We start from the raw sequence: 13,208 nt of genomic DNA on the forward strand, positions 1-13,208 counted from the left end.
TGTCATTTACACCTGTCTTGACACATATCATTACACAACACTACAATAAATACAAGAAAAAATTTTCACATAGGAGATGGATGGATTGGTTTATTTAGATTACGCAGCTTCTACACCTGTTTCGGAGGAGGCACTGCATGTTTTTCAGCAGCTAAGTAAAGATTGCTACGGGAATGCAAGCAGTCTTCATGATGCAGGCGGAAGAGCAAATGACATACTGACCTACAGCAGACAATCAATCGCTGCCATTCTTGAGGGCGAACCAGACGGCATCTACTTTACAAGCGGCGGAACGGAATCCAATCTTCTTGCGATTCAATCGATGGCAAATGGTCTGCCAGCACACAAGCAGCATGTCATCACAACTTCTGTAGAGCATCCTTCTGTTCATCATGCGGTTAAAAGCTTAGAGCGTCTTGGTGTGAAGGTCACAATCATTGAACCGAATCAAGATGGGATCATCACTCAGGACATTCTCAAAAATGCATTATTACCTGAAACAGGACTAGTATCTATTCAGCATGCTAATTCAGAAACAGGAATTATCCAGCCGCTCGCTGAATTAGCACCCATTTTAAAAGAAAGGCACATTCTTTTTCATACAGATGCCGTGCAAACTTTCGGAAAGATTCGTGTGTCCATCAAGGAGCTTGGGGTTGATGCTGTATCCATCTCTAGCCATAAAGTGTATGCACCTAAGGGCGCTGGTGCTGTCTATATGGGCACTCAAGTTCCTTGGAAGCCTTTATATTCAGGTGCAGTTCAGGAAAATGGCTTCCGCCTTGGAACAGTGAACGTTCCATGTATCGGTGCTTTTGCTGCTGCGAGCGAGCAATTGATGCTTAAGCTAGATGAGCAAAAGCGGCAAAATGAGCAGCTTCGTGATTATTTTCTTCAGCAGCTGAAAATGAGACAGCTTCCTGTTCGTACACTTCACAACAATAGGAATCGCCTTATGCTGCCTCATATTATTGGTTGTTTTTTTGAAGGGTTTGAAGGACAATATGTAATGTTAGCATGTAACCGGCATGGGATTTGTATATCGACTGGAAGCGCATGTGCTTCTGGTTATCATCATCCTTCCCCGGCTGTGAAGGCATTGCACGTATCAGACCGTGATGCTCTTCAATTCATTCGACTATCATTTGGATCGAAGTCATCAAAAGAGGACATCAATCAGCTTTTGCATACATTTGAACAATTGCAAAAGGAGAAGAAAGGAGCATAAAACGTGGAGCAAGAGAGGAAACTCATTGGCGAAGAGAGAAGAAACGCCATTTTAGAGTGGCTGAAAGAAACAGATACACCACTCACCGGGAGCTTTTTGGCTAAAAAGGCGGCTGTCTCTCGACAAGTCATTGTACAAGATATCTCACTATTGAAAGCAAAAAACGAACCCATTATTGCCACAAGTCAAGGCTATGTGTATATGGCATCTCAGCATACGCCAGAAAGAGAAATTGAACAAATCATCGCCTGCAAGCATGATCCTGTTCGGACAGAAGAGGAACTGACTTTAATTGTAGATTTTGGGGTGACGGTAAAAGATGTGATCATAGAGCACCCTGTTTACGGTGAACTCACGGCCTCTATTCGCGTCAGCACTCGCAAGCAAGTAGCTGATTTCGTTCATCACATTTCTAACACGGGTGCCTCCTACTTGTCAGAACTAACAGACGGCGTGCATTTACATACACTCACTTCTTACAGTCAAAAGCAGCTTGACCAAGCCATCCAAGCGCTTGATGAAGCTGGCTTTTTAATTAAAGACTAAAAAAATAGTGTCCTGTAAGGGACACTATTTCAGATTGTTGACAAAGGGCTAAAATATACTTGATTTTAGCCCTTTGTCTTCTTTTCAGCGTGATAGAAAACCTTTGAAGTCTAGGAAGGGCGAGCACTGGCACGGAGCGAATTTGACATTCGTGAGTACCAGCGCGCAGGACTGACACCGAATGCGAGGGTTTGTCTACACGCTGAAATAGTGTCCTGTAAGGGACACTATTTTTCATTCGTTAGTTCATATGTTTGGTAGCTGCCGAGCAATTTGACTTCACAGCCAATCGCTTCTAATTCCTGAATCGCACCAGGGACAAGGACTTCATCCATTTCTTTTTCTATATCTATAATAAACAAATAGTGTCCAAGACCCGTTTTTGTTGGACGAGATTCAATTTTTGACAAGTTGAGATTCCGCCAAGAAAAGGCAGATAACACGCGATGCAATGCACCAGATTGGTCATCCTTTGGCAGACTGACGACAATGGTCGTTTTTGGCTTCGATGAGAACCCAGCATTCATCGGGAACGATGCTTTAGAATCTTTATGTAAAATAACAAAGCGTGTATGATTGTGCGGATAATCATGAATATCTTTTTTTGCAATTGTTAAACCATACGTTTGTGCGGCAATTTCATTGGCAATCGCCCCAGCAGCCTCATCCGGATGCTCACTGATATACTTCGCTGCATAACCTGTTGATTCAACTGGACGATGCGGAATATCTGGGTACTGTTTTTTCAGAAATTGATGACACTGGGCAATTGCATGCGGATGTGATTGGATCACATCTAATGTCTCCCAGCTTTCCGCTCTTGATGGGTGGACAAGCAAATGCTGTCGAATCGGTGCTGTCATTTCACCAACAATGGACAGCGCTTCTTCATGAATTAAATAATCAATCGTTAAGTTCACAGATCCTTCGAGTGCATTTTCAAGTGGAACGACCGCCAAATCGACTTCGCCTTTTGATACAGCATCCATACATTGCGGAATCGTTGCATAGGCACGCTGCACTGCATCTGCTGGAAAGCAAGAGCATACGGCCAAATGAGTAAATGTTGCCTCTGGTCCAAAATAACCTACAGTTAATTGCTTCATCTGCTATGATCTCTCCTTTTATGCCCCAGAACCTAGAATTTCAACTTTTTCGACAAATTCAAGTTTTCTTAATTGATTCATGACTGTATTGATATCATCTGCCATACCAGCCGTGCTAATGGATAGGGTGACATTCGCTCTTCCTTGTAGCGGAATCGTTTGGTGAATGGATAGCACATTACAGCCAGAGTCAGCCACAATTTGCAGCAGTCTTGACAGAGCCCCAGACCGATCCTCAAGGTGGAAAAACAATGTGATGATCTGCTCTTTCACCATCGTATAAAATGGAAAAACAGCATCTCTGTATTTATAAAAAGCACTGCGGCTTAAATCCGCTTGTTGAACAGCATCGGCAACTGAATCCGCTTTTTTGCGATCGAGAAGCTTTTTGACTTCAAGCGTTTTCCGCATCGCATCTGGAAGGACATCCTCTCTTACTAAATAGAACGTTTCTTCTTTCACCTGTTTTCTCCCCTTTTAAAAACGGGAGAGCCCATGGACTGGACCCTCCTTCTGATCAATCAATAAATTCAAATTCAAATTCAAGCAGGCGAATGATGTCACCGTCTTGTGCACCACGCTCACGCAAGGCATCATCAACGCCCATTCCGCGCAGCTGTCTAGAGAATCGTTTCACGGACTCATCTCTTGAGAAATCTGTCATCTTAAACAGCCGCTCAAGTGCTTTACCCGTTATGACAAATGTACCGTCAGGATCTCTTGTGATCTCAAATGGTGCATCTCCCTCATCAAACCTGTACATCACGCGGTTATCAGACAGTTCCTCTTCATTATAAAGCGGGAATTCCGGTGTTGTTTCAAGCTGATTAGCGATTTCAAATAAAAGCTCACGAAGCCCTTCTCTTGTAATCGCACTAATTGGGAACACTTTATAGTCATCCGTTAATTTTTCTTTAAATGCCGCTAGATTGTCAGCTGCATCTGGCATGTCCATTTTGTTCGCTACAATGATTTGTGGACGCTCAGTCAATCTCATATTGTACTGCTCAAGCTCTTCATTAATCGTCACATAATCTTCGTACGGGTCACGTCCTTCAAGTGCTGACATATCAATGACATGGACAATGACACGTGTCCGCTCAATGTGGCGTAAAAATTGATGACCTAAGCCAACGCCTTCATGCGCGCCTTCGATCAGTCCTGGCAGATCCGCCATGACGAAGCTTCGATTATCATCTGTTTCGACAACCCCTAGGTTCGGCACAAGCGTTGTAAAATGATAATCCGCAATTTTCGGCTTCGCTGAAGAGACAATTGAAAGCAGTGTCGACTTCCCAACACTTGGGAAACCAACAAGTCCAACATCTGCAAGTACTTTTAATTCTAAGATGACGTCACGTTCTTTACCCGGCTCGCCATTTTCAGAAAGCTGTGGTGCAGGGTTTGCCGGTGTTGCGAAACGTGAATTTCCACGTCCACCACGTCCGCCTTTTGCAATGACAGCCCGCTGTCCATGCTCTGTTAAGTCAGCGAGTACTTGTTCCGTCTCTGCATCCGTCACAACCGTACCGGGCGGAACTTTGACAATCATTTCTTCCGCATTTCGGCCATGCTGGTTTTTACTCATTCCGTGCTCGCCGCGATCCGCCTTAAAATGACGCTTATAACGAAAGTCCATCAATGTTCTGAGTCCTTCGTCTACTTCAAATACCACATCTGCGCCATTTCCACCGTCGCCGCCAGCCGGCCCGCCTTTTGGCACATATTTTTCACGACGGAACGCCACCATACCGTTTCCGCCGTCACCGCCTTTAACATACACTTTAACCTGATCTACAAACATAACTTCCTCCGTTTCTCTGCATCACATATCTCATTCTTGCCTCAAACAAAGCTCAATCATCGACTCATGACTTGTCACATGAAATTGAACTACACTCATACATGGATAGTTTGCGTCATGAAACGCATTTAACGCATCCAAACTTGTTAATTTTCCTTTGAAATCAAAATATAAGACCACATCATTCTCTTCATGATCTGTTTGGAACGTGACCGTTAAATGATTTTCAGTTTTTTGGCAAACTGATTGATCGAATATCGAAAACAACTCCTGTGATACCGATAGCAGCTGCGATTCATATGCTGATAAGTCTCGGGTTTCACCAAGCACTTCATATTCTAGGGTGATAAAATGCGACTCCCAATTAAATGTTAGAAAGTAATAGGCCAATTGGGGAATTTTTAAATTTGAGAGTTTGGATTCATGCTGTGCTTCAATGACCATTTCTTCTATAATTTCAAACACACGGTCATATTTTTCTAATGTCAAGTTGCCCTTGATCAGCTGCAATTTATTCATCCAGTCATGTCTTGAACGACTGAGCAGATAGATCAATTCATTTGTTAATGCAACGTGAGTTAATTTTTCGTTTTGTTTACTTGATATCTCTTCCATTATCGCACTCCCAATCGTTTGGTCTCTCTTTTAGGAGTCTTATCATCACTATGTCTCCCTGAATTATAACAGAGAAGACAGCATAGAAAAACACTAGTTATGTGAGGAAAGGTTGTTTTTTCTGATCTATAGGAGAAAATGAGGCAAAGTCAGCAAACGTTCTTTGATATTGATGGAGTGCATCTTCTTTTTCATCTTCGATACTACTTGTAAAAAGTGAAAAAAACTCCAGTCAATGACCGGAGTTTTTAGCAATTATTGTGCCGCAGGATATACGCTCACTTTTTTACGGTCACGACCGAAACGTTCGAATTTAACTGTTCCGTCGATTTTAGCGAAAAGAGTGTCGTCGCCTCCGCGTCCAACGTTTTCACCTGGATAGATTTTCGTTCCACGTTGACGATAAAGGATAGAACCACCAGTTACGAATTGACCATCAGCACGTTTAGCGCCTAAACGTTTAGACTCAGAGTCACGTCCGTTCTTTGTAGAACCTACCCCTTTTTTAGATGCGAAAAATTGAAGATCTAATCTAAGCATGAAGTTCACCTCCTATTTTTTTGTAGATATTCTCACATAATCGTGATAATCTCGTTCAATTGTTTCTAAGGAAACGACCATGCCTTCTAAAAGCAACTGGGCTTTTTCAAAGGATACTGGATCTGTATCAGCTGGCAATTCAAAAGAGAAATAGCCGCCTTCCTCACCAATATCGAGCAGAGGGTCCAATCCTGTCAGTGCAATAATTGAATTGACTGAGCCGAAAACAACAGCAGATACTCCTGCACAAACGAGATCCTGACCTTTTTCAGCAAACTCGGCATGTCCAGTCATCTGAAAAGACGTAATGCTTTCATCTGCTGCCGACCGAGTAATGGTTGCTTTGATCATATCACTCACACGCCTTAAGCGTTGATTTTTTCGATAACAACTTTAGTGTAAGGTTGACGATGACCTTGTTTCTTGTGGTTGTTTTTCTTCGGTTTGTACTTGAACACAGTAATTTTCTTACCGCGACCTTGTTTTTCAACTTTAGCCGTTACTGTTGCTCCAGCAACTGAAGGGTTACCCACTTTGACAGTGTCTCCGCCGACAAACAATACGTTTTCAAAAGTTACTGTTTCACCTGCTTCAGCAGCTAGTTTTTCAACATAAACAGTTTGACCTTCTTCAACTTTTACTTGTTTACCACCAGTTTCGATAATTGCGTACATCTCTGCACCTCCTAATAAACTCAGACTCGCCGAATACAGGGGGCCTTAGGCTCTTTACACCTGCTTCGCGCGGTTGTAGCACGGGTGCTACATATCCATAACATTAAAAAATATATCAAATTAGACGCAGAATGTCAACGTATTTTCATCACTAGTACGACAAAAGAAGCTCTTCCATGGAGGAGGTAGTTCTTCGATCTGAAAAATATGCATGAAGCAGTTCATTTTCGTCAAGCTGGCTCATTTTCACGCCATCTCTTTCAATAATAATCGGATGCTTACAGCCTCTTTGGAATCGCGCCATGACTTCATATACTTTTTCCTCAGCGCTCGCTCTCAGCGGAATCAGCTTTTCTACCTTTTGCTCTTTTTTACCGTAATAGCGTTCTAGTAAAAAGCGGACCCTGACATAATGCCGCTGCCGGTGCTCCATCACGAGTGAATAGGCTAAAAAGGTGAGTAGCACCCAGCCGTTGAATTGAAGCGGCGCAAACAAAAGTAATCCGACTGTCAATAGACTGAAAAAGACAAGGGAGCCTTTTATGGTAAGGGCATGTGCTCGTTGGAAAGGGTAATATGCTGATAAGAGCAAAAAGAATAATTTTCCGCCATCTAGCGGCCAAATCGGCAAAAGATTCACAAGGAAAATTGCCATATTATAAAAAGTGAACATCGTAAAAATGTCGTGTGAAATAAAAGAAGCTTCCATGAAAAACCATGCCATAAGCTGGAGCGGTACATGCTGAAGCGGCCCGCATAAAATGACCGCCAGCTCTTCCTTTAGCGGGCGGTTCCCATGCTCTTCTACTTCTACCGCTCCGCCAAACGGGAGTAGAAAAATCCGCCGAATGCGCCAATGATAATAGCAAGCAGCCGCTGCATGTCCAAGCTCATGGACAAAGACGATAATGAGCAGACAAAGCAGCGGCTTGATTTGACCAGAGAGAATCGCAAACGCCATCACAATCCACAGCAGCGGATGAATGTGAATTTTCGTCAGCATGACCAGCCATCTATTCAAAGGTCATCACCTGAATAGGGTCGATAAACTGTTCATTCTGCTTAATGGCAAAGTAATATGTGCCCTTTCCTTGATCATCGAGTGAGATCTGGCCAATTTTCTCACCCTTATCGACAAAATCGTATAAGGCCACATCGGCTTTCTTTAATTGACCGTACCAGCTATAGCTGTTATCTGCATGCTGCACGACCACTGTCAGACCTGTGTCACTTTTCTTTTTCACTTCTACTACATAGCCTTCCTTCATGCTGTCAATCGCTTCAGCCGATGTTTCGACTTTGACACCTGCTCCGTTTTGCGTAAAGGATTCCTGCACTTTTCCAGAAGCAGGTACGGCCAGTTCTTGATTCGCTTGTACATCTTTTTGGTCTTCCTTTTTGCCCGTTAAAAAGGCAAGGGGGTTTCCAACTGTTTTCTCAAACCAGCGATTAGCAGCAGCAAATTGAAAATCTTGCTCAAAGGTCTGCGTAATGATCGGCTTCAGCTGCTGAAACGGCCCTGCCTGACCTTTAAACGAAATGGCTGTAATCAACACAAGGGATGCAGATAATAAACATTTCAGCACAAAGGCATTGGGGTTAAATAGCGGATGCTGATATTTCTTCGGCTGATGAGACGACGATTCAAAGGAAGACGACCCTGAATGCTTTTCTTCCTCTGTCAGCATGACCCATGGAGGGATATCCTCTTTTTTCTTGAAAGTCGTCTTCTTAGATGGAGCAGCTGACTGCTTCGTTTTGCGGCGCTGCGCGATTTTCTTTCGGTACTCGTCCACACTTTTCATGAGATCACCCTTTACATACAAACAGTTTGTACATTTTATGTGGCGACCTCATCTGATATGCAACAAAAAGACCGATTCTGATCGAATCGGTCTCATCTTACCTGACTGTTTATTAAGCTCTTACACCAAAAAATGCTTTCAGCTTAGCAAACATTCCTTTGTTTTCATCTTCAAATGATTGAAGTGGAACAGATTCGCCTAGTACGCGGCGGGCAATATTACGATACGCAATCGAGACTTTATTTTTAGCATCCATGACAATCGGTTCCCCATTGTTTGAAGCCTTAATCACGTCATCATCATCAGCAACAATGCCAAGAAGATCAATCGATAAGTGATGGACAACTTCATCCACATCCATTGAATCGCCACTTTTCGCCATGTGTGTACGAATACGGTTGACGATCAAACGAGGTGGTTCGATATCTTCTTGTTCTAACAAGCCGATGATACGGTCGGCATCTCTTACAGCTGAGATCTCAGGCGTCGTCACGACAATTGCCTTATCTGCACCAGATACTGCATTTTTAAAGCCTTGCTCAATTCCAGCAGGGCAATCAATGACGACATAATCAAAGTCTTGTTTCAATGATTGAATTAATTCTTTGATCTGCTCTGGCTCTACAGCCGTTTTATCGCTTGTTTGAGCAGCGGGTAAAAGATATAAAAGATCCTCGAAACGCTTATCTTTTACAAGCGCTTGATGAATTTTACATCTTCCTTCTACTACATCGACTAGATCATAAATAATGCGGTTCTCAAGCCCCATCACGACATCTAAATTCCGAAGGCCAATATCGGTATCAACTAGACACACTTTTTTCCCTTGAATTGCTAGTGCTGTGCCTAAGTTTGCAGATGTTGTTGTTTTGCCAACGCCGCCTTTTCCTGAGGTAATCACAATAGCCTCGCCCAATTTCACATTCCTCCCTCAAGCCTTGTCAGATTAGGTCTTATATGAGCCAATTGCTGCAGGCGTTCAATGATCATGTTGCCATCTATATCTAAATAAGCACATTCCATTTCATTTCCATCTTCTTTTTGATCTGGTGCACGGTTAAACACTTGTGCGATGCGAAGCTGTGTTGGAATCATACGAGATGCCGCAATGACAGCTTGTTTATTCCCATTACATCCAGCGTGTGCCACACCTTTTAAAGCGCCGAGCACAAAAATATTTCCCCCTGCACGAATCGTTCCGCCAGGATTGACATCTCCTATTAATAAGAGATCTCCTTCAACATACAGTACCTGTCCAGAGCGTACAATTTTCGCTACAGAGGTAATTTCGGCCTCTGCTTTTAATCGTCTCGCCTCTTCAGTAGACATGACGTCACTTTCAATAGAGTGAATGACGAGATGTTCATTTTCAGAGACTGCTTCAGTCAAACGCATTTCCTGATCCTCTGTTAAATACCGAAAACCAAGCTTAATATGCACATTAACCTTATGACCTTCCCTTCCATCTGTATATTGCTCAAGTAAAAGAACCTCTCGCAAGCCAGAAAGAAGGTCATCAAACGAACAGTCATCATTTAACTGTAATGTTAATCCGTTTTTTGTACCTTTTATCGTCACATATTGCTGTTTTTGAGTTTTCAAGATGCTCACCTCAACAACATACTCATTTCGCCGTAATTGGACAAACTCCTGCTTTTATTCGTCGATCAGTCCTTGTTTCATATTGATGAAAAAGAGCCTAAGCGGCACAACAAGTATGAGAGACGCAGCAGTGTTTAAAAGAATCGTTGGAATAAAGCGTTCGATGACATACGTATTAAACGGCATAATCCCTGGTTGAATCGTCGCTTGAACGCCGTACACATAAAACTCCATCACGGAAACAGCAATAATCGACAGAAAGACGACCACTAACATATTCGTTTGCAAAACTTTAAAGGCTTTCGCTAGCAAATAGCAAAGCGCTCCAAAGCCAAACATATGAACACCAAGTATGCCTGTATACGAAATATCATATAAAAGTCCAAAGATAAAACCGAAAATCACACCATATTTTTGATTCACAAAAGCCGTCATAAATACAAGTGCGAGTAAGATGAAATGAGGAGCTAAAATTTGATTGTCTGAAACAAATGGGAGCTTCACTAGATCGACAAAAATACTGTCAAATACGAAGATAAACAACATGACGAAAGCAAGAAGGACACGTCTCACGAGCCTTCCTCCTTCGTCAATTCAGATGCATCTCCCGTACTTGAGCTGCGATTCACCACAATCACACGGTCTAAATTGTTGAGTTCAGCCGCTGGTTCTACATAAATGATTTTTGTCAGGCCGTAATGATCTGGCTCGATTTCACTTACCTTACCAATCGTCAAGCCTTGAGGGAATACGCCCCCTGCTCCAGATGTTTCAACAAGATCTCCTTTTTTGACATCTCCATCTGCATCAGATTTCAGAATATTCATTGTCAGCATTTTTTTCTTACTGTCATAGCCGTTAATAATTCCGTTGAGTTCTTCTTTGCCCTTTTTCGCAAAAATTTTCGTTGAAATTCTATTATTTTGGTCAGTAGAGCTTAGCAACCTTACAGTCGAAGTAAAATTGTTGAGCTTATCACTTTCAATCTTCCCAATTAACGCACCACTCTCATTTGTGACCGCCATATCTTTGTCAACGCCTTGTTTTTTTCCTTTATCAATCATCACAAAGCTATCCCAAAGGGACGGGTTTCTCGCGATAACCGTTGATAGAATTGGCGTATAATCACGAATAGAGTTCACATATCCGAGCTGCTTGCGAAGCTTTTTGTTCTCATCTTCTAGTTCTTGAAGTTTCGCCTCATATTGGGTTTGTCCATCAAGTTTTTTTCGAAGACGTTCGTTTTCATCGTATGTGTTCTTTAAATCTTGAACATTTCCATAAATACCGGCAATAAATTGTGATGGTTTATGAAAGACACCTTGAAAAAAGCCTGTCGTATCCCCCACTAATTTTTCCGGCCATGAAGCACCTCTGCCGCTTTTCACTGAAAAACCAATCATGGCCACCAGTACGATGACACAGACAAGGAGCAACATTAATCTTTTATTCATAAAAAACTGCGGCATGTCTTACACCTCTTTATTTACGCCCGATTATCGATTATCTTTTGATTTTCCTTTGAACAAATGAATATGCTCTAGTGCTTTGCCTGTTCCGATTGCCACACAGTCAAGCGGGTCTTCCGCAATAATGACTGGCATCTTCGTTTCATCACTAATGACTTTGTCAAGATTACGAAGCAATGCACCGCCGCCAGTTAAAACGATTCCGCGGTCCATAATATCTGCTGCCAGCTCAGGCGGAGTTTTTTCAAGTGTCATTTTCACCGCATCAACAATTGTTTCCACTGTATCGCGAAGCGCTTTTGCAATCTCATCTGCTGTAATCGAGATCGTTTTTGGCAGACCTGTTAAAAGGTCACGGCCGCGAATATCCATTTCGTCATGTACATCAGGCTGCGCAGAACCGATTTCCATTTTAATCGCTTCTGACGTACGATCACCGATCATGAGGTTATACGTTTTACGGATGTAGCTGCTGATCGCATCATCCATTTCATCTCCTGCCACGCGGATTGATTGTGATGTCACAATGCCACCAAGAGAAATAATGGCTACCTCTGTTGTACCCCCGCCAATGTCTACAACCATACTTCCTGTTGGCTCCCATACAGGCAGGTTAGCACCGATCGCCGCAGCAAAAGGCTCTTCAATCGGGTATGCGTCACGTGCACCAGCTTGTCTTGTTGCATCAATGACTGCACGCTCTTCTACAGCTGTAATACCAGAAGGTACACATACCATCACGTAAGGTTTACGAGCAAAAAGCCCTTTGCCTTTTAATGCTTGATTAATGTAATATTTCATCATTGTTGCTGTCGTCTCGTAATCTGCAATGACTCCGTCTTTCATCGGGCGTAGTGCCACAACATTACCAGGTGTACGACCAATCATATTTCTAGCATCATTTCCGACTGCCACTATAGACTTCGTATCAGTTTCCAAGGCTACGACCGAAGGTTCTCTTACAACAATGCCTTTTCCTTTAATAAAAACAAGCGTATTCGCTGTTCCAAGATCTATTCCAAGGTCTTTTGTACCAATTCCAAACATATGTATGTATCTTCCTTTCTTAAACCAAAATTCCCTTTAGGGAAAAACTCATAAACTCTATTATATCGTAAAACATTGAAAAAAAAAGTGTTACAAATACCCTTTTTCCTTCAAACTCACAAATTTTTGATCACCTATGACTAGATGATCAAGCAGCTGTATTCCAATCAGCTTTCCACATTCAAAAAGTCGCTGTGTCACTTCAATATCTTCCCTGCTGGGCGTCGGATCTCCAGATGGATGGTTGTGCACACATATAAATGAAGCGGCCGAACGTTTAAAGGCCTCTTTGAAAATTTCACGCGGGTGAACGATCGATGAATTCAGGCTTCCAATAAACACGGTATGTTTATGAAGAACTTGATTTTTTGTATTAAGATAAAGACAAACGAAATTTTCCTGTGTCAAAAACCTCATATCTTCCATCACAAAGTTCGCTCCGTCTTCTGGTGTGCGGATCACATAGCGGTTATCCGTCGTTTGATGGTGTAATCTAGTGCCGAGTTCTAAAGCAGCTAAAAGAGAAATCGCCTTCGCCTTTCCAACTCCTCGAATCTTCGACATTTCTTCAATTGAGGCTTCTTTTACAGAGCGAAGACCGCCAAATGTTTGCAAAAGTCTTGCGGAAATTTGGAGAACTGATTCTTTTTTCGTGCCAGTTCTTAGAAGGATCGCAACAAGTTCATGATTTGACAAACTGCTGGGCCCGTATTTGATAAATCGTTCTCTCGGTTTTTCATCATGAGGGAAATGCTTTAGCAGCATAGGGAAA

The 13,208-nt window shown here is 42.5% G+C and carries 17 protein-coding genes and 1 other annotated feature; of the genes, 2 read left to right on the forward strand and 15 right to left on the reverse strand.

Annotation, left to right across the window (positions count from 1 at the left end; translation table 11 throughout):
• Nucleotides 1–76 precede the first annotated feature (76 nt).
• Together MHI16_RS12590 and MHI16_RS12595 are read left to right on the forward strand one after the other, a co-directional pair.
• Nucleotides 77–1,228, forward strand: coding sequence for an IscS subfamily cysteine desulfurase (locus tag MHI16_RS12590; protein ID WP_058014544.1), 1,152 nt, complete (start codon nucleotides 77–79; stop codon nucleotides 1,226–1,228).
• A gap of 3 nt (nucleotides 1,229–1,231) precedes the next feature.
• Nucleotides 1,232–1,774 carry a transcription repressor NadR gene (locus MHI16_RS12595; RefSeq protein WP_058014543.1) on the forward strand — a complete coding sequence of 181 codons (543 nt, stop codon included), beginning with the start codon at nucleotides 1,232–1,234 and terminating at the stop codon, nucleotides 1,772–1,774.
• 227 nt (nucleotides 1,775–2,001) lie between these two features.
• On the opposite strand, the gene pheA is transcribed toward MHI16_RS12595, so the two are convergent.
• The 15 genes from pheA to radC form a co-directional block, all read right to left on the reverse strand.
• On the reverse strand, nucleotides 2,002–2,880 hold the full coding sequence (gene pheA / locus MHI16_RS12600; protein ID WP_058014542.1) for a prephenate dehydratase: 879 nt from the start codon (nucleotides 2,878–2,880) through the stop codon (nucleotides 2,002–2,004).
• An 18-nt stretch (nucleotides 2,881–2,898) separates the two neighbouring features.
• Complete coding sequence (locus MHI16_RS12605) at nucleotides 2,899–3,342, reverse strand: ACT domain-containing protein (RefSeq protein ID WP_003216269.1); 444 nt, start codon at nucleotides 3,340–3,342, stop codon at nucleotides 2,899–2,901.
• A gap of 55 nt (nucleotides 3,343–3,397) precedes the next feature.
• Entirely contained in the window at nucleotides 3,398–4,684 is a 1,287-nt protein-coding gene (obgE, locus tag MHI16_RS12610; protein ID WP_012010757.1) for a GTPase ObgE, read from the reverse strand.
• 30 nt (nucleotides 4,685–4,714) lie between these two features.
• The gene (locus MHI16_RS12615; protein ID WP_058014541.1) at nucleotides 4,715–5,299 is read right to left on the reverse strand and encodes a sporulation initiation phosphotransferase B; all 585 of its coding nucleotides are present in this window, start codon (nucleotides 5,297–5,299) and stop codon (nucleotides 4,715–4,717) included.
• A 255-nt stretch (nucleotides 5,300–5,554) separates the two neighbouring features.
• The gene (gene rpmA / locus MHI16_RS12620; protein ID WP_003216586.1) at nucleotides 5,555–5,839 is read right to left on the reverse strand and encodes a 50S ribosomal protein L27; all 285 of its coding nucleotides are present in this window, start codon (nucleotides 5,837–5,839) and stop codon (nucleotides 5,555–5,557) included.
• A gap of 12 nt (nucleotides 5,840–5,851) precedes the next feature.
• Nucleotides 5,852–6,190 (reverse strand): ribosomal-processing cysteine protease Prp, encoded by a 339-nt coding sequence (locus MHI16_RS12625; protein WP_003216478.1) that lies wholly within the window; start codon nucleotides 6,188–6,190, stop codon nucleotides 5,852–5,854.
• Nucleotides 6,191–6,204: 14 nt separating this feature from the next.
• A complete protein-coding gene (gene rplU / locus MHI16_RS12630) occupies nucleotides 6,205–6,513 on the reverse strand; it encodes a 50S ribosomal protein L21 (protein WP_003216781.1) in 309 nt (102 codons plus the stop codon).
• Nucleotides 6,514–6,525: 12 nt separating this feature from the next.
• Nucleotides 6,526–6,598, reverse strand: a sequence feature (ribosomal protein L21 leader region).
• A gap of 66 nt (nucleotides 6,599–6,664) precedes the next feature.
• Nucleotides 6,665–7,534 (reverse strand): M50 family metallopeptidase, encoded by an 870-nt coding sequence (locus MHI16_RS12635; protein WP_061408818.1) that lies wholly within the window; start codon nucleotides 7,532–7,534, stop codon nucleotides 6,665–6,667.
• The gene (locus MHI16_RS12640; protein WP_061408822.1) at nucleotides 7,527–8,318 is read right to left on the reverse strand and encodes a M23 family metallopeptidase; all 792 of its coding nucleotides are present in this window, start codon (nucleotides 8,316–8,318) and stop codon (nucleotides 7,527–7,529) included. The genes MHI16_RS12635 and MHI16_RS12640 overlap by 8 nt, the downstream gene beginning before the upstream one ends.
• Before the next feature lie 112 nt (nucleotides 8,319–8,430).
• Entirely contained in the window at nucleotides 8,431–9,234 is an 804-nt protein-coding gene (gene minD / locus MHI16_RS12645; RefSeq protein ID WP_003216504.1) for a septum site-determining protein MinD, read from the reverse strand.
• Between the two features lie 2 nt (nucleotides 9,235–9,236).
• Nucleotides 9,237–9,920 carry a septum site-determining protein MinC gene (gene minC, locus MHI16_RS12650; protein ID WP_034661644.1) on the reverse strand — a complete coding sequence of 228 codons (684 nt, stop codon included), beginning with the start codon at nucleotides 9,918–9,920 and terminating at the stop codon, nucleotides 9,237–9,239.
• Nucleotides 9,921–9,974: 54 nt separating this feature from the next.
• Nucleotides 9,975–10,493 (reverse strand): rod shape-determining protein MreD, encoded by a 519-nt coding sequence (mreD, locus tag MHI16_RS12655; protein WP_034661648.1) that lies wholly within the window; start codon nucleotides 10,491–10,493, stop codon nucleotides 9,975–9,977.
• A complete protein-coding gene (gene mreC / locus MHI16_RS12660; protein ID WP_058014537.1) occupies nucleotides 10,490–11,389 on the reverse strand; it encodes a rod shape-determining protein MreC in 900 nt (299 codons plus the stop codon). The genes mreD and mreC overlap by 4 nt, the downstream gene beginning before the upstream one ends.
• A 27-nt stretch (nucleotides 11,390–11,416) precedes the next feature.
• Nucleotides 11,417–12,436: a rod shape-determining protein gene (locus MHI16_RS12665; RefSeq protein WP_012010766.1), complete on the reverse strand. Its 1,020-nt coding sequence runs from the start codon at nucleotides 12,434–12,436 to the stop codon at nucleotides 11,417–11,419.
• Nucleotides 12,437–12,526: 90 nt separating this feature from the next.
• On the reverse strand, nucleotides 12,527–13,201 hold the full coding sequence (gene radC / locus MHI16_RS12670; RefSeq protein WP_034662037.1) for a DNA repair protein RadC: 675 nt from the start codon (nucleotides 13,199–13,201) through the stop codon (nucleotides 12,527–12,529).
• Between the last annotated feature and the right edge of the window lie 7 nt (nucleotides 13,202–13,208).

Source organism: Bacillus sp. FSL K6-0923 (assembly GCF_038630825.1).
In the GTDB taxonomy this organism is placed as follows: domain Bacteria; phylum Bacillota; class Bacilli; order Bacillales; family Bacillaceae; genus Bacillus; species Bacillus pumilus.